The organism is Bacillus sp. (in: firmicutes), assembly GCF_031983925.1.
Classification (GTDB): domain Bacteria; phylum Bacillota; class Bacilli; order Bacillales; family Bacillaceae_G; genus Bacillus_A; species Bacillus_A pacificus.
This window is the reverse complement of the sequence record NZ_DALYZR010000003.1, coordinates 260740-283623: the sequence shown is the minus strand read 5'-3', so window position 1 is coordinate 283623 and position 22884 is coordinate 260740. Positions and strand designations below refer to the sequence as shown.

Annotated in this window: 20 protein-coding genes; 11 read left to right on the top strand and 9 right to left on the bottom strand. The window is 36.9% G+C overall.

What is annotated here, in order from left to right:
- Nucleotides 1-179: 179 nt before the first annotated feature.
- The 4 genes from RTP99_RS13000 (at nt 180) to RTP99_RS12985 (ending at nt 5786) form a co-directional block, all read left to right on the top strand.
- On the top strand, nt 180-1928 hold the full coding sequence (locus tag RTP99_RS13000) for a C40 family peptidase (RefSeq protein WP_000760299.1): 1749 nt from the start codon (nt 180-182) through the stop codon (nt 1926-1928).
- A gap of 345 nt (nt 1929-2273) precedes the next feature.
- Nucleotides 2274-3485, top strand: a complete 1212-nt coding sequence (locus RTP99_RS12995; RefSeq protein ID WP_001051013.1) for a NupC/NupG family nucleoside CNT transporter — start codon at nt 2274-2276, stop codon at nt 3483-3485.
- 247 nt (nt 3486-3732) lie between these two features.
- Nucleotides 3733-4488, top strand: a complete 756-nt coding sequence (locus RTP99_RS12990; RefSeq protein WP_000654295.1) for a diguanylate cyclase domain-containing protein — start codon at nt 3733-3735, stop codon at nt 4486-4488.
- Nucleotides 4485-5786, top strand: a complete 1302-nt coding sequence (locus tag RTP99_RS12985) for a glycosyltransferase family 2 protein (protein ID WP_000988770.1) — start codon at nt 4485-4487, stop codon at nt 5784-5786. The genes RTP99_RS12990 and RTP99_RS12985 overlap by 4 nt, the downstream gene beginning before the upstream one ends.
- 611 nt (nt 5787-6397) lie before the next feature.
- On the opposite strand, the gene opuD is transcribed toward RTP99_RS12985, so the two are convergent.
- Complete coding sequence (gene opuD / locus RTP99_RS12980; RefSeq protein WP_001229108.1) at nt 6398-7915, bottom strand: glycine betaine transporter OpuD; 1518 nt, start codon at nt 7913-7915, stop codon at nt 6398-6400.
- Nucleotides 7916-8579: 664 nt separating this feature from the next.
- Between opuD and RTP99_RS12975 the strand changes: the two genes are divergently transcribed.
- Together RTP99_RS12975 and RTP99_RS12970 are read left to right on the top strand one after the other, a co-directional pair.
- Nucleotides 8580-9452, top strand: a complete 873-nt coding sequence (locus RTP99_RS12975; RefSeq protein WP_000733321.1) for a cell wall-binding protein EntA — start codon at nt 8580-8582, stop codon at nt 9450-9452.
- A gap of 79 nt (nt 9453-9531) precedes the next feature.
- Nucleotides 9532-9834 carry a DUF3910 family protein gene (locus RTP99_RS12970; protein WP_001102517.1) on the top strand — a complete coding sequence of 101 codons (303 nt, stop codon included), beginning with the start codon at nt 9532-9534 and terminating at the stop codon, nt 9832-9834.
- A gap of 41 nt (nt 9835-9875) precedes the next feature.
- Here the strand turns inward: RTP99_RS12970 and RTP99_RS12965 are convergent, their stop codons facing one another.
- Nucleotides 9876-11276, bottom strand: coding sequence for a zinc ribbon domain-containing protein (locus tag RTP99_RS12965; protein WP_000666845.1), 1401 nt, complete (start codon nt 11274-11276; stop codon nt 9876-9878).
- Between the two features lie 275 nt (nt 11277-11551).
- On the opposite strand from RTP99_RS12965, the gene RTP99_RS12960 reads away from it, so the two are divergent.
- Both RTP99_RS12960 and RTP99_RS12955 read left to right on the top strand, forming a co-directional pair.
- A complete protein-coding gene (locus tag RTP99_RS12960) occupies nt 11552-13171 on the top strand; it encodes an SWIM zinc finger family protein (protein ID WP_000939164.1) in 1620 nt (539 codons plus the stop codon).
- Nucleotides 13155-15911 (top strand): DEAD/DEAH box helicase, encoded by a 2757-nt coding sequence (locus RTP99_RS12955; RefSeq protein WP_000610071.1) that lies wholly within the window; start codon nt 13155-13157, stop codon nt 15909-15911. The genes RTP99_RS12960 and RTP99_RS12955 overlap by 17 nt, the downstream gene beginning before the upstream one ends.
- A 25-nt stretch (nt 15912-15936) precedes the next feature.
- On the opposite strand, the gene RTP99_RS12950 is transcribed toward RTP99_RS12955, so the two are convergent.
- Nucleotides 15937-16422, bottom strand: coding sequence for a VanZ family protein (locus RTP99_RS12950; RefSeq protein WP_001080717.1), 486 nt, complete (start codon nt 16420-16422; stop codon nt 15937-15939).
- A 110-nt stretch (nt 16423-16532) separates the two neighbouring features.
- On the opposite strand from RTP99_RS12950, the gene RTP99_RS12945 reads away from it, so the two are divergent.
- The gene (locus RTP99_RS12945; RefSeq protein ID WP_000257707.1) at nt 16533-16757 is read left to right on the top strand and encodes a DUF1659 domain-containing protein; all 225 of its coding nucleotides are present in this window, start codon (nt 16533-16535) and stop codon (nt 16755-16757) included.
- Nucleotides 16758-16823: 66 nt separating this feature from the next.
- The gene (locus RTP99_RS12940; protein WP_001197600.1) at nt 16824-17039 is read left to right on the top strand and encodes a DUF2922 domain-containing protein; all 216 of its coding nucleotides are present in this window, start codon (nt 16824-16826) and stop codon (nt 17037-17039) included.
- 19 nt (nt 17040-17058) lie between these two features.
- Here the strand turns inward: RTP99_RS12940 and RTP99_RS12935 are convergent, their stop codons facing one another.
- Entirely contained in the window at nt 17059-17457 is a 399-nt protein-coding gene (locus RTP99_RS12935; RefSeq protein WP_000747726.1) for a DUF4359 domain-containing protein, read from the bottom strand.
- A 195-nt stretch (nt 17458-17652) separates the two neighbouring features.
- On the opposite strand from RTP99_RS12935, the gene RTP99_RS12930 reads away from it, so the two are divergent.
- Nucleotides 17653-18159, top strand: coding sequence for a competence protein ComK (locus RTP99_RS12930; RefSeq protein ID WP_000997440.1), 507 nt, complete (start codon nt 17653-17655; stop codon nt 18157-18159).
- A gap of 55 nt (nt 18160-18214) precedes the next feature.
- Here the strand turns inward: RTP99_RS12930 and RTP99_RS12925 are convergent, their stop codons facing one another.
- The 5 genes from RTP99_RS12925 to RTP99_RS12905 all read right to left on the bottom strand — a co-directional run bounded on the left by RTP99_RS12925 (nt 18215) and on the right by RTP99_RS12905 (nt 22767).
- Nucleotides 18215-18685 (bottom strand): sigma-70 family RNA polymerase sigma factor, encoded by a 471-nt coding sequence (locus tag RTP99_RS12925; protein WP_000801279.1) that lies wholly within the window; start codon nt 18683-18685, stop codon nt 18215-18217.
- A gap of 218 nt (nt 18686-18903) precedes the next feature.
- On the bottom strand, nt 18904-19584 hold the full coding sequence (yknW, locus tag RTP99_RS12920) for a YknW family membrane protein (RefSeq protein ID WP_000387931.1): 681 nt from the start codon (nt 19582-19584) through the stop codon (nt 18904-18906).
- A 113-nt stretch (nt 19585-19697) separates the two neighbouring features.
- Entirely contained in the window at nt 19698-20900 is a 1203-nt protein-coding gene (locus RTP99_RS12915) for an ABC transporter permease (RefSeq protein WP_000054357.1), read from the bottom strand.
- A complete protein-coding gene (locus RTP99_RS12910; RefSeq protein WP_000631600.1) occupies nt 20897-21577 on the bottom strand; it encodes an ABC transporter ATP-binding protein in 681 nt (226 codons plus the stop codon). Before RTP99_RS12910 ends, RTP99_RS12915 begins: the two co-directional genes overlap by 4 nt.
- Nucleotides 21574-22767 carry an efflux RND transporter periplasmic adaptor subunit gene (locus RTP99_RS12905; RefSeq protein WP_000249044.1) on the bottom strand — a complete coding sequence of 398 codons (1194 nt, stop codon included), beginning with the start codon at nt 22765-22767 and terminating at the stop codon, nt 21574-21576. The genes RTP99_RS12910 and RTP99_RS12905 overlap by 4 nt, the downstream gene beginning before the upstream one ends.
- Nucleotides 22768-22884: the final 117 nt, after the last annotated feature.

Below are 22884 nucleotides of genomic sequence, written 5' to 3'. Positions count from 1 at the left end.
ATATATGTATTTAAATGGAAATCAAGGTATAGATTTATGCCTTGATTTTTTCTTGTAATCTTTTTGTCATATTCAGATTCCCGCATAAGTCTTGACAGTAATCGACATGCTCTTTAGAATTTTTAACAGTTGGTAAATATTTCTTCACTACATTACAGACAGAAAGGAATCGACAAATTATGAAAAAATACCTTGCCGGTCTTGCGGCAGTGTCTGTAGCAGGAGGAGCAGCACCTACACTTGATAGTGTTCAAGCTGCCCCTGAACAAAATACACAAAAAGCTGCTACAACTGTCCAAGCTTCTGCATCAAACAGCTCATCTTATACGGTAAACGCTAGCGTATTACATGTTCGTGCAGGATCAAGTACTTCTCACGACATCATCTCGCGCGTTTATAACGGTCAATCACTAAACGTGATTGGCGAAGAAAATGGTTGGTACAAAATTAACCATAATGGAAAAACAGGTTTTGTTAGTGGCGAATTTGTATCAAAAAATGGTGCAAGTAATTCCAATGTAAGTACAACAGGTGGAAAAAACAAAGTTACTGCTGATGTATTACGTGTACGTACTGCTCCTAACACTTCTAGTTCTGTTTCAGGACGTGTATATGAAGGACAAACATTAAACGTAATTGGCCAAGAAAATGGTTGGGTGAAAATCAACCATAATGGACAAGTTGGCTATGTAAGTGGCGAATTCGTATCTGGTGTTTCTTCTAATGCAGGTTCTTCAAACAACAATACGAATAATAACAACCAAGAATCTGTAAAACCAGCAAGTGGAAACTATACAGTAAATGTATCTTCCCTTCGTGTTCGTACAGGTCCTAGCACTTCTCACACAACTGTAGGCTCTGTTACAAAAGGACAAGTCGTACAAGTTGTTGGCGAAGTTCAAGATTGGTTCAAAATCAATTATGCAGGACAAACAGCTTACGTAAGTAAAGACTACGTAACAAAAGGCGGTTCTAACGATAACGTTACACAAGGAAACAACCAAGATAACAAACAAGAACAAAATAATAATGTAACTGTTCAAACTGGCGGTACTTACGTTGTTAACGCAACATCTCTACGCGTACGTACAGGTCCTGCTACTTACCATAGCGTAATTGGTGGCGTATTAAATGGTACGACATTAAACGTAATTGGCTCTGAAGGTAGCTGGTTTAAAGTTAACTATCAAGGAAAAACAGGCTACGTTAGTAGCGAATTCGTGAAATTTGTTAAAGGTGGCACTACTACTCCTGAGCAACCAAAACAGCCTGAACAACCTAATCAAGGTGCAATTGGTGACTACTACATTAATGCTTCTGCCTTAAATGTACGTAGTGGTGAAGGTACAAATTATAGAATCATAGGCGCACTTCCACAAGGACAGAAGGTTCAAGTAATCTCTGAAAACTCTGGATGGAGCAAAATTAACTACAACGGCCAAACTGGTTATATCGGCACACGTTACCTTTCTAAAACACCAGTTGGTGGCGCAGTAGATAATAAGCCTAACAACAACCAAAATAACAATCAAAACAACAATAATAACAATACAAGCAATAATAGCGGTGACAGTTCTTCCGTACTTGCATATGCAAAATCAATGCAAGGTGTACCATACGTTTGGGGCGGAACTTCTGCTACTGGTGTTGACTGCAGTGGTTACATCTACCACGTATTTAAGAAATTTGGTCATAACATTAGCCGTCAAAGTGTTGCAGGATATTGGGGTAGCCTACCACAAACTTCAAATCCACAACCAGGTGACTTAATTTATTTCCAAAACACTTATAAATCAGGTCCTTCTCATATGGGTATTTACCTTGGGGGCGGATCATTTATCCAAGCTGGAGATAAAGGTGTAGCAATCGCTTCATTAAGCAATTCTTATTGGAGTAAGCACTTCTTAGGTTATACGAAAGCACCTTAAGTTATATTTTTAGAGCCTTCTAGATTACTAGAAGGCTCTTTTTAATGTGTATAACCTATTTACTTAAAAAAATAATGTATCTATTTCCCTATTTCATACACTATATTCTACAATAATAATCCATAACGTTATCATAATGTATATTTTCACATAAAAAACATAACCTATTTCATGTCTAATCATTTTATATGTGTTTTTTTGAAGAATTTTCTTTTTATTTAAACTTTTCGTTAGACGTTTGACCTCTGATGTCCATTATGATAAGTTACTTAAGATGTTATATTTGCAGAAGTATAGACAACTGTTTTATACATTTTTTTACTATGAGGAAGGAGCATACACTGCATGAATCTTTTATGGGGAATTGGCGGCGTGATTGGAGTATTAGCAATCGCTTTCTTACTATCTTCCAACCGCAAAGCTATTAATTGGCGCACGATTTTAATCGCGCTAGCATTACAAATGTCATTTTCATTTATCGTATTACGATGGGATGCCGGAAAAGCAGGTTTAAAACACGCTGCAGATGGCGTTCAAGGATTAATTAATTTTTCTTACGAGGGAATTAAGTTCGTTGCTGGGGATTTAGTCAACGCAAAAGGCCCTTGGGGATTTATCTTCGTTATTCAAGCACTACTTCCAATCGTATTTATTAGTTCATTAGTAGCAATCTTATATCATTTCGGTATTATGCAAAGATTTGTTAGTATCGTTGGTGGCGCATTAAGTAAACTTCTTGGAACTTCTAAAGCAGAAAGTTTAAACTCAGTAACAACTGTATTTTTAGGACAAACTGAAGCTCCAATCTTAATCAAACCTTACTTAGCACGTTTAACAAATAGTGAATTCTTCGCTATTATGGTAAGCGGTATGACAGCTGTTGCTGGATCAGTTCTTGTCGGCTATGCAGCAATGGGTATTCCGTTAGAACACTTATTAGCAGCAGCAATTATGGCAGCTCCATCAAGTTTATTAATTGCGAAACTTATTATGCCAGAAACAGAAAAAGTAGATAATAACGTTGAACTTTCTACAGAGCGTGAAGATGCAAACGTTATTGACGCAGCAGCACGTGGTGCATCAGAAGGTATGCAACTTGTTATTAACGTAGCAGCAATGTTAATGGCTTTCATCGCATTAATCGCTTTATTAAATGGCCTATTAGGATGGGTTGGCTCTTGGTTCGATATTAAACTTAGCCTTGATTTAATCTTTGGTTACTTACTATCACCATTTGCAATTTTAATCGGTGTTTCTCCTGGTGAAGCTGTACAAGCAGCAAGCTTTATCGGTCAAAAACTTGCAATCAACGAATTCGTTGCATACGCAAACTTAGGACCACATATGGCAGAGTTCTCTGCAAAAACAAATCTAATTTTAACATTCGCAATCTGTGGATTCGCAAACTTCTCTTCTATCGCAATTCAATTAGGTGTAACAGGGACATTAGCTCCTACTCGCCGTAAACAAATTGCACAATTAGGGATTAAAGCAGTTATCGCTGGTACACTAGCTAACTTCTTAAACGCAGCAGTTGCAGGTATGATGTTCCTATAAATTAATAAAAAGTCCCTTCTTTCTAAAGAGGGGACTTTTTATTTTCTCAGTATATATTAAATACTTTATGCCGAAATATAAAAACATTATGATACAATAATTATCAAGTCTGTTTATTTTTTCTTACAAAAGAGGGATACTACTTGTTGTTGCCTCTCAAAAAGAATGTAGTCATCCGATCTATTTCTTAATAATTGTGCATACTACAAGTATCCTTGTATGAATTATCTTTAAGGAGGAAAGTTTTGTGAAAGATAACTTCTATAAAGTCCTCTCTATGTGGATTTTACAAATTTTATTTTATTTTACAACTGTACATGTAACGCAATATGAGCATGCTCTCATTTTTACAATTATATATGTAATTGTTAATGTACTATTTCTATTTTTGCCTGATAAAACTGCATTTGTTTTCTTCATATTAGGAACCATTACTTCGGTATTCTACCTGTTCTACCAAGCATGGCTTTACTTATGGAGTACATCAGAACAATGGGAATACATTATTACTCACTTCCTAATGGCAGCAAATTTCTTCATTGTATATATCTCCACCCATCTATTAAAGAAGGTTATTCATGAAAATAAAGAATTAACCGAACGTGTGAGAACGTTAGAACACTACATTGGAGAATCGAAATTATTAACAAGACAAGAATTCGAGAGACGACAAGCATTATTAATCAATGCAATGAATCGTCGTAATGAAACAGGCGTTATGATTTATTTTGACTTCACTTCCTTTAGTAAATATACAAAGGAAAGTGTTATGGACCGTGTAGCTTCATTATTAGTTGAAACGGTAAGAGCTGACTTTGACCTTGTTGCTGAGTATGATAAAAACACATTAGTCATTTTATTACAAAATACAAATGAAGCTGGTGCCGATATTGTAATGAACCGTCTACAGCCTAAAATGGAAAAATGGCTTGCAGATGAGGCCATTCAAGATATTAAGATGAAACGAGAACAAATCGCTACAAAAGGACCGAAGTTATTATGATGACACTCGTTATACTTCTTTTATTCCTTCTATTTTGCGTACTCGTTTTTTGGATCAGCATCACATTTTCAATTAAGTATGTACTTATTTTTACAGCCTTTCTATTCTCTGGCTTACTCGTTTACTATTCTTTCTTAACACTCGCAGGTTTAGTTCACCGAAGTAGGAAACAAAAAGATCGTACGCTAGAACATTACCCAAGCGTCGATATTTTAATACCAGCTCACAATGAAGGCGTCGTGATTAAGGATACTTTAGAGGCGATGGCAAAGATTGAATATCCAGGCAAACTAACTGTTTATTTATTAAACGATAACTCGCAAGATGAGACACCTGAAATTGGTGACGATTTTGACAAAGCTTATGCTCATATTCGTCACATTCGCGTTCCACCTGGTGAACCAAAAGGAAAATCACGTGTATTAAACTATGGCCTTAGTATTTCAGATGGTGAATACTTCTGTGTTTATGATGCAGATAACCAGCCTGAACCACATGCACTGCGAATGCTTGTAGAACACGCTGAAACAACCGAGGATGCTGTTGGAGCTGTTGGGCATGTTCGTACTGTAAATGAAAAAAGAAACTGGCTAACACGAATGATTTCGTTAGAATTTCAAATCTTCCAGCTCCTTATGCAATCCGGACGCTGGTTACTATTCCAAACAGGTTCACTAACAGGAACAAACATGCTTCTTCGTCGCGCTGCATTAGAAGAGCTTGGCGGCTATGACCCTTATGCAATTGCAGAAGACGCTGAATTAACATTACGAATTACACAAAAAGGCTATCTCCTGCCAATCGTTCCAGAGTCAATTACATGGGAACAAGAACCTGAGCATTTAAAAATTCTTATTAAGCAGCGTACACGTTGGCTTCAAGGGAACTTGTACATTTTAGAAAAAATGTTTTCTTCATTAAGTTTCTTTAAAGGAAAACTGCTCGTCCATTCTTTACAACAAGTTTTAGTGTATGTTGTATTTTGGTTATTCTTAATCATTTCGAACGTTTGGTTTGTAATTGGGTTACTCGGGATATTCCAAATTCAATATAGCATCCCACTACTATTTATGTGGTATGTCGCATATGTTACATATGTTTCTCAATTATTTAGTGCCCAGAGTGTGGAACGAACCTTTACACCAACTAATATTTTTATTAGTGTTATCATGTACTTTACGTACGCACAGCTCTTTACGTACTTATTCATTCGTAGCTTAATTTTATACTTACGTGCAAAAAGTAAGAAACAAGTCATTGGCTGGGATAAAACTGTTCGATTCAAAAAAGACAAATAAAAATAAGCACAGAGCGCCGTATGCTCTGTGCTTATTTTTTGCCGTATAAATTATATATCAGACAATACCCCTTAGCTGAAAGTAATTTCACGTCCATCCCCCAACGAACGATCGACCTTCATTTATATACGAAAAAGTGATTGCTATTTTTGTAGAACCAATTGCTTCTCTTGCTGCTCTTTGCGCGTTTCAGTCTTAGGTTCCGTGCTTTCTTGGACACTACGATGTGCCACACGTTTCAAACAAATATGCTTCCACTTTCTTTCGTAACGTTTCATTATTCTAGATGTCCCCCTTGAATGCGCTTTAAAACTATTTGAAATCGCTTACAGGAAATAATATAGCACATATATATAAACGTGACAACACATTTCCGACAATTTTTTGTCAAAAATATGAATAGAATCTGCAAGATATCGAACATTGTCGAAACGAATCGATTTTTATCGGTATAAAAGGCATACTACTAATATAGTAAAGTATTTTATTTCCCTTACTTGCAGTTAAAGTTCCTTCTATATAAAGTGAAACTTTAATCAGTGGGGGTCTTACTGCCCATTAAAACGGGATAAAAAAAAGAGCTGATACATAATCAACTCTTTTTCCTTCTATTATTTATGACGCTTCATACGACCTTCTTTTTGTAACTCTTTAAATAATGCTGCCATCATAAAGAAAATAACGAAGACGAATGGGAATGCTGCAATGATAGCTGCCGTTTGTAAGGCTTCTAATCCACCTACATATAATAAGATAGAAGCTAGAGCAGCTAAAACGATACCCCAGATCATTTTAATGCGGTTTGGTGGATTTAAACTACCATGTGTCGTTAACATCCCTAAAACAAATGTCGCTGAATCTGCAGATGTAATAAAGAATGTAGAAATAAGAAGAATAGCTAGAACAGATAACGCTGATCCAAAGCTTCCCATCTGATCAAACATAGCGAATAGTCCTACTTCTGTTCCCATCTCTTTAATTTTTTCAAAGATATGTGCATCACCAAACAGTTCCATATGAATACCAGTCCCGCCGAAAACTGAGAACCAAAGAGCACCAATTATTGTCGGTACGAGTAACACACCGATAACAAATTCACGAATGGTACGCCCTCGTGAAACACGGGCAATAAATGTACCTACGAATGGTGACCATGCAATCCACCATGCCCAATAGAAAATTGTCCATGATTGAATCCATTGGTTTCCGCCTTCATCTAATGGACTTAATCGGAAACTCATACTTGGCAATTCCTGAATATAAGAACCGATTGTCGAAGTGAAGTAATTCATAATAAAGTTTGTTGGACCTGCAAACAATACAATAATCATAAGTGCAAACGCAAAAATAATGTTTGTATTACTTAAATATTTAATTCCTTTATCAAGACCTGTTTGCGCAGATAACATAAATAATACTGTTACGATTGCAATAATAACTAACTGAGTCGTTAATGAGTTCGGGATAGAAGTTAAATAACTAACACCACCGGCAATTTGTTTTGCGCCAAGACCTAATGATGTTGCCACGCCAAACACAGTGGCGAAAACAGCTAACACATCAAATAAATGAGCAATGCGCCCATGGTCCCCGCCCTTAAATAACGGTCCTACTGTCGCACTAATTGTACTTGCTTTTCCTTTTCTAAAAGTAAAGTAAGCAATACAAAGCGCTACAAATGCATATAGTCCCCACGGATGTAATCCCCAATGGAAAAATGAAAAACGCAGTGCAAGACGCGCACTTTCCTCAGTTGCACCTTCTCCAAACGGAGGCGCGTATAAATGGTTTAATGGTTCGGCAACGCCCCAGAACACTAAGCCGATACCCATACCAGCACTAAATAACATGGCAAACCATGTCATATAACTATAATCAGGTTCGTCATCATCTTTCCCTAAACGAATAGAACCGTATTTTGAAACAATTAAAAAGATAGACACACCTAAAATAATAGAAACAGAAATAATATAAAACCATCCAAACTTACTAACTAATGCAGTTTGAATTGCGGTTGTTACATTTCCTAAGCTACCTTTTCCAATAATAGATTCGGGAATAATCCCCCAAATTGTAAATGCAATACATAATGTTAATGAAACGATGAATGTTTTTGTCAGTTTCCTCATCAAATCCCCCTTCGTAGGTTTTACTTTTATAAATAACATTAATTCCGATATGTAAAATCGGATAGAAAACTATAATTTTGCGGTGATTTTCTTACTTTCACCTTCACCAACTAGAATTCTGATGGACAGCCTTACCTTCCGTATAACCTTTTCACTCTGCAAGAGCTATAAGATCGAAATACTGCTGTCAAATTGTGCGAGAAAAATGCGGATGGGAATGTATTTTCCCAAAAAAGGATGTGTTACAGATGTAAAAAAGGGCATTTTCCTTCCTTGCAACCCTTTCTTTTTGTAACAATTATGCGGTTTTTTTGCTAGTATATAGCACGTGTTTATAGTTTCACAAACGAAATGTTTATGTTTATATAACTATATTACCCATAAAACGGTAAAATACTCAAGGAATGTAATCGTTTAGTAAACATCATGTAACACTCCTGTAATATTTTTATTTACGCCGAAAACAATATGTTGTATTAAATATTTTGAATATAAGTAGAAACCTACTAAACATATAGAATGAAAAACGCTTTCCTATATTTTTTGTTATATTACAGGATGTTAACGACTTATTACGAATGGTTTGTAATTGTGTGTTTTCCCCAAATCCGAAAAAATCTGTTGCTATAATGAGGACACGAAAACAAACGCAATGGAGGCTATCATGAAAAAATTAATTGGTATAGCAACAGCAGCAGTTTTTGGTCTTGGGATTTTCACATCATCTGCTAATGCAGAAACTGTTGTAACAACAGACGTACTAAATGTACGCGAAAACCCTACTACGGAATCAAAAGTTGTCGGTAAATTACTAAACGGTAATAAAATAGATGTTCAAAATACAGAGAACGGATGGTCAAAAATCACTTTAGATGGTAAAGACGCATTCGTAAGTGCAGAGTTCACTAAAAGCATCTACTACGTAACAGCTAACGTATTAAACGTACGTGCTGAAGCGAACACAAACTCAGAAATTCTTGGGACGCTTAAGAAAGATGATATGATCGAAACAACGAACCAAGTACAAAATGAGTGGTTACAATTCGAATATAACGGAAAAACAGCTTATGTTCACGTTCCTTTCTTAACAGGTACAGCACCTGTTATTGAGAAACAAGAACAACCTGCTCCTGCTAAAGCGCAAGCACCAGCTCAAGCACCTGCAGCTCAAGCAAAACAAGCTGCTAAGCCTGCTGTAAAGGCTGCTGAAACTAACACACCTTCTGGTGGTCGTGAGTTAACAGTTGTAGCTACAGCATATACAGCTCATCCGAGCGAAAACGGTGGCACATATGGCGGCCGTGTATTAACTGCAATGGGTCATGACTTAACAGCGAACCCAAACATGAAAATGATCGCTGTTGACCCGAAAGTAATCCCATTAGGATCTAAAGTATGGGTAGAAGGTTACGGAGAAGCTATCGCTGGAGATACTGGCGGTGCAATTAAAGGTAACCGTATCGACATCCTACTTGGATCAGATAGCGCTGCTCAAAAATGGGGACGCAAAACTGTTAAAGTGAAAATTTTAAAATAACCAATGACTGCTGAAGCCAGTTCTCTTTGTTGAGAGCTGGCTTTTATTTTTTTATAATACATATAAGGAGGTTACGTCCATGAATGTACAAGCAAAAGTAGACTGGATCGGTACACCAAAACCGTATATATATAAAGATGAAGTAACATACGACGCTACTTCCATTGATTTCTCACTTGCTGACGACGACAATCGATATAAATTAATTGTGCTCAAGTCTGAAGATAATACACATTACAAATTTGTCCAATATGGAATCAAACCTGGCTCACAAAAGCCATTCCCTATCGACATTCCATTCGAACAAAACATGTTACCCATTATAGAGCAAATATTACATGATCCGTATGTACAAGTTGTATTAAAAAAAACGCGTTTCTAATATAAAAAAGCTATCTCTATAATTGAGATAGCTTTTTTATATTAGCGAGTTGGACCAGAGATTTCCTCTGATTTCAACGTATTATTTGCGCCAAGAGAATAATATAGTATATTTCCATTCCCATTAACTGTTACAATATGGTCATTACTAAAGCTCTTAAATTTAACAGAGCCATCACCGTAACGAATATGATACTCTTCATATGTCGTTACTTTATATTTCGTAGCACTTTGACGCTCTACATTACGAACTTCCATCGTTAATAAATCTTCTGTAATTCCTTTTTGGTATAGATATTGTAAATACTCACGGTCCTGTTTATACGATGGCCCGCTCTTATCATAATTATTTGCGATAATACTAAAATCATTTGACGAAATCGCACGTACATTATCATAAATATGTGTTCGTACAAATTCACCAACTGCAGAGCTCGATATTTCTTTTACGCTTGGCGTTTCTTTTGGGAACTTTAAATAATAAGTACTTTGATCCCCAACTTTGATACTTTCAGATTTAATGGTACCAAGCTCTGTATTTTTCTCTAAATGCACTTCTACCGTTTCATCTGTCTCTACAGGTCCCAGTTTATAACTTCCGTTACTCAATTTCCCGCGCTTTTTCCCATTCACAAAAACAGTCGCTTCATTTTCATCAGAAGAGATAGTTACATAATTTCCTTCAAGTGATAAATTCACTTCTACTGTCCCTTTCTTTTCGTCTGCTAAGTCCACTTCTTTTTCTGTCTCTAATTTAGTAAGTTCCGCTTTCGCCTGTGCCTTCACAACATAAGAACCCGGGAAATATGGCCCTAATTCTTTTGAATTTTTACTACTAGAAAGCTCTATTTCTTTTTTATCATTTACATATATTTCAGCATTCTTCGCGGTTGTGCTAACATTCATGTAATAAGATTTCATACTGAACTTATACTTCGGATACAAGAACCATTCTTTCCCGTCTTCTATAATTCTCCCATCTTCAAAGGATACTGTACCACTTGTTGAATTTTTAGCTATCGCCTCTTTTTGCAAGTAGTATAGTAACGCTTTATTGTATGAAGGATTGTCTTTTAAATAACGTATGTATGCCTGAATGTCTTCTGACTTAACTTTTAGAGCTGGATCATCTACCTTCACAAACTCATCGATTGCACTAACATCTTTCTTTTGGAATGCCTCAATCATTGCATTTACTTGCTTCTCTTTTGAAAAATTATATGCCCCGAATTGATATACTCCAAATAATAAGGCAGCAATTACGATGAAACCACTGAAAAGAAATATATTTTTCTTACTTCGTACTGGTCTCGTCTCTCGTTGTATCTCCTCACTAGAAGCAACCGTACCCGCCGCCGAAATATCGTCTAATTTATGGCGGCACCTAGGGCAAAAATTCAAATGGCCTGCAAACTGTTCCTTACATGTTTCACAAAACTTCAATATGCTCTCCCCCAATTTTTCTCTAGCTTTATTGTGACACAATAAAGCTTATGCTTTTTCTATATTTACACTTACATTCCTTTTGCAGTTGCGCAGCAGGTAATTTCAGCTTTCCTTATTCACTTTACTCCCCAATTCAAGCCATATTTCTCCCTATAAACATTTTATATATTACCATGATTTTCAAGTAATGTAATCTAAATTTCATTTTTTCTGTTTTGAGCATTTTTTGTTTATAATGGTAAAGGAAAGAAATATGTGTACGGAGGAATATTATGCTGCAACACTCAATTACGAAAGATGAAATTATGATGATTGCGAATGAGTTCGTTCAAGGACTAGATCCACAGCAAACAGCTGATCAGGAACATGTCGCTACAGCTCGGCACCTATATCGTAGTGGTGTTGTCTACAACGTTGACTTTGATGGCTATACGCTATCAGGAACTGTAGATGCTGAAGGCAGCGTATATAGCGTCCATATCCCGATTCGTAACGTCGCTGAAAGCTATTGCGATTGCTTCGCACCCACGCAGTGTGAGCATATGCTCGCTGTGTTACTATCGGCAGCATCTAGTTTCGGGCAAGTAGGAGATGTATTAACTTTATTCAAAAATAATACGAAACCTTCCCTTCCTCCTATTCGAACTGCAAGACAAGTATTGCAATCATCAGCTTTTGAAGAAACAGATTATAAAAGTTGGCAATCCTATTTTGATAACGAATATGAATCATTTAAAAAAGAACAAGCTCGGCTTACTTATAAACAAATGTATTTTCTTATGAGTATTTTTACGGACTTCTATACGAAACTCGAGCGGAAAGCTCCGCGTATCATTGTGATACATGAATTGTTCAGGCTACACGCGGCACTTTATTGCTTTCAAAAATTATTAGAAGAAATTCAGGACTTTGAAGCAAATAAAACGTATTCTTATCATCAGCCTGTTAATGTCGTTCGCTTATTTGTAGATAAGGTGGAATCCATCGTTCGGGACTTACAATCAGAATCGATTCCTTCAGAGTCTAAATCAATTCTGCAAGAAACAGCTCGTCTCGTTCACGAAGTATTTTTCTCCACCGATGCCTATACGCAAGAGAGGTTCTTTATTTATCGTCACATATGGAGTGAACTGTTACACAATAACGAGCAACTACAAGAAGAGGAAAAACGAATTGATACGAAAATGAATCCACTTTCCAAAGCATTAGCATCTTCTCATCTACTCTTTTTAAATGATGAAGATCGATTAGCGATGGACTTACTAAAGAAACAACCTGCTTCTGTTGTAAGTCTTTACTTCTATTGGTTAGAAGAGTTATTACATGCAATGAAATGGGATCGTGCGAAAAACTGGCTTTCCTTTACGTATAAACAAGTGAAGAAAACGATACATGAGCACGAAAATACAATTTTCATAAAAGATATCGTTCGCTTATTCGTCATCATGTATGAAACGTATGCAACCCATACAAATGAACAAGCTGGATTCGAAATGATTTTGCAAGAGCTATTACCATATAGTTTCGCAAACTATGAGCAATACGTACTGGCGAAAAAACAGTATCGAACATGGGCAGAACTTCAGCTCTTACATGGATTTGAAGCGATTGAACTTTTGAAAGAGCCGCTGAAAGATATTGAAAAGGAAGCACCAGAAGCAGCACTTCCTCTTTATCATCTTGCTGCTACCGAAGCTATTGAAGAGCGAAATCGCAAATCATATAGACGTGCAGTTCGTTACTTAAAGAAATTACGTACATTATATAAACGATTAAAGCGTACCGATGAATGGGATGCTTTCATTATTCACATCGCAAACTTACATTCACGTCTGCGTGCACTACAAGAGGAATTACGGAAAGGAAAATTAATCGATGATCAATCAAACTGAAGTAACAATTAGGCTCCAGCACGTTAGTCACGGTTGGTTCCTTTGGGGAGAAGATGATAGCGGTACTCCATTATCCGTAACAAGTTGGAAACGAAATGCATTTACATGGCACTCCACTTCCTTCTACGGCACGTTTCTAAAAGAAGCAAGCTTTGAAGGAAGACAAGGTGTTATGCTAACAAACGCACAAGCATTTGAATACATCGCGAATAAACCGATGAACTCCTTTGCCCGTATTCAAATGAACGGCCCTATTACAGCACTTACGGAAGATGCGAACGAATTGTGGGATGCCTTCACAAGCGGTAGCTTCGTACCTGATATGGAGCGTTGGCCTAAACAACCATCTTGGAAAGTTCAAAATACTCCAATCGAAGATGAAACATTGGCATCTCTTTTCTCGGCTGCAGTAAATGAAAGCATATTACAAGATAACCGTTCAAATGACGGATGGGAAGATGCAAAGAGACTTTATGAACATTACGACTTTACGAAAAGACAATTAGACGCAGCACTACATGAAGAAGATTGGCTTCGAAAAATTGGTTACATTGAAGATGACCTTCCCTTTACAATCGGACTACGACTACAAGAGCCGCAAGAAGAATTTGAAATGTGGAAGCTTGAAACAATTGTTACGCCAAAGCGCGGGGCACATCGCATATATGTATATGAGAGTATCGATTCTTTACCAAAACGATGGCACGATTATGAAGAACGTATTCTGGAAACACAAGAAAGCTTCAGTAAGCTCGTACCGTGGCTAAAAGATGGTGATACATTCCGAAGTGAACTCTTTGAAACAGAAGCGTGGAACTTCTTAACAGAAGCAAGTAACGAATTACTCGCCGCAGGTATTACAATCTTATTACCATCGTGGTGGCAAAATTTAAAAGCGACAAAACCAAAATTACGTGTGCAACTGAAGCAAAATGCTACACAAACGCAATCTTTCTTCGGCATGAATACACTCGTTAATTTTGACTGGCGCATTTCAACGAACGGCATTGATTTATCAGAAAGCGAATTTTTTGAACTCGTTGAACAAAACAAGCGGTTATTCAATATAAATGGTCAATGGATGCGACTAGATCCAGCCTTTATTGAAGAAGTACGAAAGCTCATGAATCGTGCTGATAAGTATGGACTTGAAATGAAAGATGTCCTGCAGCAACATTTATCAAACACGGCTGAAACAGAAATTGTAGAAGAGGATAGTCCGTTTACAGATATTGAAATTGAACTAGATGGATATTATGAAGACTTATTCCAAAAACTATTGCACATTGGAGATATTCCGAAAGTAGATGTCCCTTCATCACTAAACGCCACACTCCGTCCGTATCAACAACATGGCATTGAGTGGTTATTATATTTAAGAAAGCTTGGATTCGGCGCATTGTTAGCTGACGACATGGGACTTGGAAAGAGTATTCAAACGATCACTTACTTACTATATATAAAAGAAAACAATCTCCAAACAGGTCCTGCTTTAATCGTGGCTCCGACATCTGTTCTTGGAAATTGGCAAAAAGAATTTGAGCGTTTCGCACCGAATTTACGTGTTCAGTTACATTATGGAAGTAACCGAGCTAAAGGGGAACCCTTTAAAGATTTCCTTCAATCAGCAGATGTTGTATTAACATCTTATGCATTAGCTCAGCTTGATGAGGAAGAACTTAGTACGTTATGCTGGGATGCTGTTATTTTGGATGAAGCACAAAATATTAAAAACCCACATACGAAACAGTCTAAAGCAGTACGAAACTTACAAGCAAATCACAAAATCGCATTAACTGGGACACCGATGGAAAACCGCCTTGCCGAGCTTTGGTCTATTTTCGACTTCATTAATCATGGATATCTTGGCAGCTTAGGACAATTCCAGCGCCGCTTCGTCTCACCAATTGAAAAGGACCGTGACGAAGGAAAAATCCAACAAGTTCAACGTTTTATCTCACCGTTTTTACTGCGTCGTACGAAGAAAGATCAAACAGTCGCATTAAACTTACCAGATAAACAAGAACAGAAAGCTTACTGTCCACTAACTGGTGAACAAGCTTCCTTATATGAACAACTTGTTCAAGATACGTTGCAAAATGTAGAAGGATTAAGCGGAATTGAACGACGCGGATTTATATTACTCATGCTGAACAAACTTAAACAAATTTGTAATCATCCCGCTCTTTATTTAAAAGAAACAGAACCGAAAGACATCATCGAGCGTTCCATGAAAACGAGCACGCTCATGGAACTCATTGAAAATATAAAAGATCAAAATGAAAGTTGCTTAATCTTCACGCAATACATCGGTATGGGGAACATGCTAAAAGATGTGTTAGAAGAACATTTCGGTCAGCGCGTCCTCTTCTTAAACGGTAGTGTACCGAAGAAAGAACGTGACAAAATGATCGAACAGTTCCAAAACGGAACGTATGACATCTTCATTTTATCGTTAAAAGCAGGTGGTACAGGATTAAACTTAACAGCTGCCAACCATGTCATTCACTACGATCGTTGGTGGAATCCAGCGGTAGAAAACCAAGCAACAGACCGTGCATATCGCATTGGTCAAAAGCGCTTCGTTCACGTTCATAAACTGATTACAACGGGGACACTTGAAGAGAAAATCGATGAAATGTTAGAAAGAAAACAATCATTAAACAACGCCGTCATTACAAGCGATAGTTGGATGACAGAACTATCTACAGATGAACTAAAAGAATTACTTGGTGTATAAACAAAAGGAGCTAATCTTTTCGAGATTAGCTCCTTTTTCTATTCCAAAACCAATTACTTATTATAATACCTGTTAATCCGCCGCACGTATCCAGTAATGAATCTTGCCACATCGGTGTACGATCGCCCGTAAACCATTGATGAATTTCATCAAATGTTGCATATCCCGCAACGAAAAGGAGAGCGTATATAAAACACCTTTTTCTCGAATAACCTGATCGATGAAAAGCGTAATACGTCAATGAGCCGAGCATAAAGAACACCATAAAATGAGCACCTTTACGAAGGAAAAACTCAATAAATCCGCCTACACCTTTATTTGCAATACTAACAGGTGTACCACCGCCGTAATCGATAGATACCCATGAAAAATGCTCTTTCACAAACTCCACATTTACATATTGTTCAATATCCGAACGCATATCCTGCTTTTTATATGGTTGTGCCGAGGAATAGAAAATCAGCCCCATCCATAGTAAAACAGGAATCCAAAATAACCATTTACGATTCATTCTTCCGAAACCCCTCTCTTATTCTTTTAAGAGTACCAAAAAAAAGAATAAATTTCACGCCAAAACATGACATTTGCATCCTATTTATATAGTGAAAGGGGGTGATAAACATGGCAGTCGAAACAATCGTAATGGATTTAACTTTACGTCTCGTCTTAAACAATGGATTAGATAAGAATGGAAAAACAGTTTTTAAGAACAAACAATTTAAGCGCGTAAAAACAAACGCAAACTTAGAGCAAGTACAAAACGTAGCACGTGCTCTTGCTTCTTTACAAGCATCACCACTTCACGCTGTACAACTTGTTAGCACATCAGATCTTTCTACCCTTTAAGGTGGAAATGTAATCAGTGGGGATGCCCCACTGATTACAAAATAAATAAAGAGGAGGAATCAACGTATGCAAGTACTAGAATTAATTTTCGCGAAAGAAGATGGAAAAACAGTTGTCTTTTCTATCGAGAAGCCGATCACGCCCGTCGATGCACAAGTCGTAAATCAAGTAATGGATACGATCCTTGCCTCATCTGTATTTTCATCAATTAATGAAAATACCCGAAAAAAAGGAGCTCGTCTCGTAGAAAGGAATGTATCTGAAGTTCCCATTACCTTATAAACAAAAAGACGAATCTGCATCATTTTGCAGATTCGTCTTTTTTCTTCGGCATTTCAATTGGAATAAAGATTTTTGAAAAACCGACGCATACATATTTATAGTGTTCTCCGCCGATATCAAATTCCGTCTTATATGTTGAGAAGAATATATAATCATCTCGCTTCGTATAATGATCGATTAACAATCCAACTTGCGGCTCAACATATTTTTTCGCCAACTTCTTACCAGCCGATGCTAAATCACCAAGGAGCCCCTCTTCATTTTCCTTTTGAACTTCGTCTAGCTTCTTACTTACATCATTACGTTTCATAAACTGCTTCGCTGCCCAATCCGTATATTCACCTTTACTCGGATTACTATTTGCTAAATATACTAGAAGAACAACAACTAGAGCCATAATAATATACCTTTTCTTCATACTATCTCACCGCCTACTCTTTTCTATTTTCATATATATGTACAAGCGATGCAAATTAGAAAGACTATCATCTATTGATTGTAAACGAATAGCTAAAATTTACAATATGAAATAAAAGATTAACAATTAATTTACTTAATTCGTATATAATTATATTGAGAATTATTATCATTTATGAAGGGGGGAATTAAATTTATGAATGACGAAAATGATATTATTATTTCTAATTCTACAATGATGTTAGAACCACACAAGCACCCTTACTATCAAACAAAGATTATCGAAAGTAGCGGGAACCATCTTTACTCCTGTCAAACTGCTCTCCAACTTATCAAGAAATCTTGTCTAACCAATGTTCACTCTACTTATCAAGGTAGACGGAAAGCAGTTCAAACAAACTTTCATTTCAAACGAAATGTGCCGATTCCAATTAATCATCGAGAATATATTTGTGCTTTTCCAACAGAGTCTCCTTCTTCTCCAAACTGTATATGGCTATTTTATAACCATATAGATGACATAGAGTTTTTCAAAAAAAGTAAAAAAGCTACCATTCATTTTTCAAATGGTACAACTACAACTATACATATCAGTCAACATAAGTTAAAACAACAATTATTAAAAGCCGGATATGTATTATCACGTATGAACATGCAAGATTCACTACAATTTAAAAGCCTCTTACTACATTTACTACCTTAACAGAATAAGTAGAATGGAAAGCAATATCCCTTGCCTTCCATTCTTATGATCATGTTTATCCTCTTAAGCTATTTCGCATTTTCTCAAGTGCTTGCCGGTACATCCACCTCACTTGATAATAGCTCATCTCTGTCTCCAAAGCGATTTCCCCCATCGTCTTTCCTACAAAAAAACGTTCAAAAATAATATACTTCTCCTTCTCATCTAATACACTCATAAAATCCTTCGCTTTCATTTTAATATCTTCAAAATGAAAGATATCCTCATACGCTCCTACACATACACACTTTTCTTGCACTGCAAACTCTTTCTTCAATCTTTCTAATATATAAACACGTACCGTTACAACTGCATATGCAGGAAAACTCCCTTTCTCCGCATCAAACTTTTCATACGCATGCCAAAGACCGATTAACCCACATTGATAATACTCTTCATAATCTTGATAGATCCCTAACCTCTTTATTTGATTTACAATCAATCCTTCATACAACAAAGCTGCCTCTTTAAAAGTCGCTGGTTTCACACAGTACCCACTTCTAAAAGGTATACCTCTTTGTTATTCCGCCGGTACCTACACAATATAAAAATAAAGAGGGGAATTCACTGTGAGTAATTTTAAATACTATCGCTGAAATTTAAAATTACACTAGGTTGTATTTGAAATTTCAACGGCGGTATTTGAAGTATGGGTACAAATAAAAAAGGTGACTCTTGGAAGAGCCACCTTTTCAAAATAATATGTTATGCGCCAAAACCAGAAAACATACCGCCTAACATACTAAACCCAACTGTAAAGATAAAGAATATACAAATTAAAATTGTTGCCTGCTTTTTACTTAAACCAGCAACGATATGCAAGCCTAGGCCAGTTAAAATTAAGCTCCAAATGTTGAAAACTTCAAATGCAGAACCAATGCCATATGCAATTGTTCCTTGCTCAAATAAAGGTCCTAAACTTGTATATTTATCAATACCGTTTCCACCAAGTATATAACCTAAAACTACATTAATAAGACTACCAAGATAAAAAACAACATTAGCATAAATATAAATAGATAATATCTTCATATATGGAGTATCATTGCTCATAAACATCATAATCACTTTATAAAATCCTGCTACTACGAAAAGACCAATAGCTGTTCCAATTAGCCCCCCAAAAGCTCCAATACCAAGTGTAGTTCCTTTCATTATCCCTGTCGTATCTTCTTTAAGTAGCTTTGCCATATCCGGGTTATTAATTAACCCTAAGTAAGCTGCTACTGTTGCAAAGATAGTCCCCATTACAAGAAATAAGAAAAAACCTCCCCAAACCGGACTCTTCGTCTTCATTCTCTCAAACTGCTCACCTGGAGAAGTAATCATCCCTAATAATGATGGCTTTTTCGAACCAACATCTTGCGTATTAATATTTGCTTCCATTATAACGCCTCCTTCTATGTATATAACCCGCTCTAACGGGCGGTTCACTTCCTCACATAGAGGCTACGAACCGCCCACTAGAACGGTAATGTGTAGTTCTACTACACTAGTAATTACTCATAACGAAGTGCTTCAATTGGATCTAATTTCGCAGCTTTATTCGCTGGAATTAATCCAAAGATGATACCGAGTGTCATAGAGAACAGTACGCCTCCAACGACAACTTCCCATGAAACAAGAGGTGGCCATTTTGCGAATGTGGAAACGATATATGCTCCGCCATATCCAAGACCAATTCCGATTAAGCCGCCTAGAAGTGTTAACATAACTGCTTCAATTAAAAACTGTAATAAAATTTTACTACGCGTTGCCCCAAGTGCTTTACGTATTCCAATTTCGCGCGTACGCTCCGTTACAGATACGAGCATAATATTCATAACACCAATACCACCAACGACTAATGAAATACCTGCGATACCACCGATAATCATCGTCATGATGTTAGTTACTTTAGAAACATTTTCTTGGAATTCTTTTAAGTTCACCAGTTCATATTTACCTGGAATTTCACTTGGCTTACGACTATTTAATACATCAACAGCTTGTTTCCCAGCCTTTTCTAAATCATCTACATTTTTAGCTTGAATTGCGATATTTTGAATATCATCTGTTCCGAATAAAATAGGCCATAGCGTAAGGGGGATTAATCCTTCTTCCATTTCAAATCCCATAAATTCATTATCAGATGTATACACACCAACAATTTGCATTGGCTGCCCCTTCATCTCAATAATTTGTCCAACTGGGTTTACGTCCTTAAATAACGTTTCTTCTGTTTTTGTACTAATCATCATAACGTTATTTGCATGAGTAATATCTGATTCACTTAAAGTACGTCCCTTTACGATCTTTACTTTATTAACTGCAAAATATTCATTATCAAGACCAATAACATTCAGATTTGCCTTTTTATCATTTACATCAAGTATCTCCATCCCCTGATTTGTTGTAATAACGTGGGATACATCCTTCACTTGTTTTACTTCCAGAATATCTTCTTCCGTTAACTTCGGTATTTCATGCCCGCCCATATTAAACTCATCATTAATATCTGCTTTAAATTGAATTGGCATAAGATTATTACCGCCAGAACCTGCGAATTTCGACTTCAGCATCGCTTCTCCGCCTTGCCCAATTGCAACGACAGTAATAATAGAACCAACGCCGATAATAATACCGAGCATCGTAAGAGCTGAACGCAGTTTATGAGCTAAAATAGAAGAGAGGGCAATTTTTATACTATCTAGTAAACTCATACCGCACACCTTCTATCTTCTGTAATTTTCCCGTCTCGCAGTACAATGCGTCGGGAAGAATACGCCGCTACTTCCTCTTCATGCGTAACCATAACAATTGTTGTACCTTCTGCATTAAGCTTCGTGAAAATATCCATAACTTGCTCACCAGACTTCGTATCAAGCGCACCAGTCGGCTCATCGGCCATAATGAACGTTGGATTATTCGCGATCGCTCTTGCAATTGCGACACGCTGCTTCTGTCCACCTGACAATTCGTTCGGTAAATGATGCACGCGGTCTGCTAATCCAACTTTACCTAACGCCTCTAAAGCACGCTTCCGACGCTCTGCTTTCTTTATGCCGCCATATACGAGCGGAAGCTCAACATTTTCGACTGCTGAAAGACGTGGCAGCAAATTAAAGTGCTGAAACACAAAACCGATATATTCATTACGAATTAAAGCAAGCTTTGACTCGTCTGCTGTTAAGATATTCACATCGTTCAGCATATATTCGCCTTCTGTTGGACGATCTAAACAACCGATAATATTCATAAGCGTTGATTTACCAGAACCAGACGGTCCCATAATCGAAACAAATTCACCGCTCTGAATCGTTAAACTAATACCATGCAAAATCGGCACAGCCAATTTTCCTTGATAATACGTTTTAGCAATATGGTTTAACGTAATCATTTCTCTTTCACTTCCATTCCGTCATACACATCGTCGGAAGGATTTTTAACCACCTTTTGCCCCACTGTTACGCCTTCAGTAATCTCTGTCCAGTCTCCATCAGTAGAACCTTTTTTCACATTTTGTTTACGAAGCTTTCCTTTATCCTCAACATAAACAAATGCATCATCACCTTTTTCTACAATGCTCTTAGTCGGAACAGCAACCATCTTCTTATTCTCTAAATTTACTTGCAGAGAAACGTGATAACCTGGAGATAAACCATCTTGACTATCAAGGCTTGCTTTATATGTATATTGAGACATATTTTGAGTCGCTTCGCCCATACCGCCAGCTTGCGCCATCTCTGCACTCGTTGGGAATTCACTTACTTCTGTAATCTTACCTGTCCACTTCTTCTTATTATTTGCTTTCGCAGTAACAGTAAATGTTTGATCTTTTTGAATTTGTGACTTTTGAAGCTCAGTTAACGTCCCTTGAATTTGGAACGGATCTTTAGAAGCCACTTGTAAGAAGGCTTTCCCTTGACCACCTAACGCTTGAGATGAACTTTGTGCCGCATCTTTATCTAACTTTTGAACAACACCAGCAAAGTTACTATAAATCGTAAGCTCTTTCTGCTTTTTACTTAACTCTTCTTTCTGCAACTTCCCTTTTTCTTTCTCAAGATCCGTTGTCTTTTGCGCCATCTCTAACTCACTTACTTGCTCTTCCATCGGATCTGTTACTTCTTTCCCAGCTCCGCTATCTTTCGCCTTCTTAATTTCTTTCTTCAGCGAATCAAGCTTCTTTTTCCCTTGATCATAACGCATATCTGCCATCTTCTGATCAAGCTCAGCTTGCTTCATTTGAAGATTAATCTCTTCATTATCATAAGAGAATAACTTCGTACCTTTCTCTACCTCTTGTCCTTCTTTTACCTCAATATCTTTCACTTTTCCTTTGGCCGGATCCGCATAAAAACTTTCAATATTTCCAGGCTTCACCTGACCAGAAATTAACTTCGTATTATTCAGCTTACGCTCCGTTACCTTCTCAAAACTTACAGCATCAGCAGATGTTGATGCCCCCTTCTTCTTCCCTTGCATTACAAAAATATTAACTGCTGCTACAATAACAATTAGTGCAATAACCCCGATAATAATCCATTTCTTCTTCTTGTTTGGAGTACGAACCGTATTTGGTACCATATTCTCGCTCCTTTTTATAACTTAATAGTTTAATATAAAATTGTATAAAACTTTCTGAAAACGAATTACATATTATTACATTCTTTTTACAAAGTTTTACACATCCATTTATATTGT

Excerpts from the sequence above, each read along its gene's own strand:
- RTP99_RS13000 (WP_000760299.1), top strand. The coding sequence starts at position 180 with ATGAAAAAATACCTTGCCGGTCTTGCGGCAGTGTCTGTAGCAGGAGGA.
- RTP99_RS12995 (WP_001051013.1), top strand. The coding sequence starts at position 2,274 with ATGAATCTTTTATGGGGAATTGGCGGCGTGATTGGAGTATTAGCAATC.
- RTP99_RS12985 (WP_000988770.1), top strand. The coding sequence starts at position 4,485 with ATGATGACACTCGTTATACTTCTTTTATTCCTTCTATTTTGCGTACTC.
- opuD (WP_001229108.1), bottom strand. The coding sequence starts at position 7,915 with ATGAGGAAACTGACAAAAACATTCATCGTTTCATTAACATTATGTATT.
- RTP99_RS12975 (WP_000733321.1), top strand. The coding sequence starts at position 8,580 with ATGAAAAAATTAATTGGTATAGCAACAGCAGCAGTTTTTGGTCTTGGG.
- RTP99_RS12970 (WP_001102517.1), top strand. The coding sequence starts at position 9,532 with ATGAATGTACAAGCAAAAGTAGACTGGATCGGTACACCAAAACCGTAT.
- RTP99_RS12960 (WP_000939164.1), top strand. The coding sequence starts at position 11,552 with ATGCTGCAACACTCAATTACGAAAGATGAAATTATGATGATTGCGAAT.
- RTP99_RS12955 (WP_000610071.1), top strand. The coding sequence starts at position 13,155 with ATGATCAATCAAACTGAAGTAACAATTAGGCTCCAGCACGTTAGTCAC.
- RTP99_RS12950 (WP_001080717.1), bottom strand. The coding sequence starts at position 16,422 with ATGAATCGTAAATGGTTATTTTGGATTCCTGTTTTACTATGGATGGGG.
- RTP99_RS12945 (WP_000257707.1), top strand. The coding sequence starts at position 16,533 with ATGGCAGTCGAAACAATCGTAATGGATTTAACTTTACGTCTCGTCTTA.
- RTP99_RS12940 (WP_001197600.1), top strand. The coding sequence starts at position 16,824 with ATGCAAGTACTAGAATTAATTTTCGCGAAAGAAGATGGAAAAACAGTT.
- RTP99_RS12935 (WP_000747726.1), bottom strand. The coding sequence starts at position 17,457 with ATGAAGAAAAGGTATATTATTATGGCTCTAGTTGTTGTTCTTCTAGTA.
- RTP99_RS12930 (WP_000997440.1), top strand. The coding sequence starts at position 17,653 with ATGAATGACGAAAATGATATTATTATTTCTAATTCTACAATGATGTTA.
- yknW (WP_000387931.1), bottom strand. The coding sequence starts at position 19,584 with ATGGAAGCAAATATTAATACGCAAGATGTTGGTTCGAAAAAGCCATCA.
- RTP99_RS12915 (WP_000054357.1), bottom strand. The coding sequence starts at position 20,900 with ATGAGTTTACTAGATAGTATAAAAATTGCCCTCTCTTCTATTTTAGCT.
- RTP99_RS12910 (WP_000631600.1), bottom strand. The coding sequence starts at position 21,577 with ATGATTACGTTAAACCATATTGCTAAAACGTATTATCAAGGAAAATTG.
- RTP99_RS12905 (WP_000249044.1), bottom strand. The coding sequence starts at position 22,767 with ATGGTACCAAATACGGTTCGTACTCCAAACAAGAAGAAGAAATGGATT.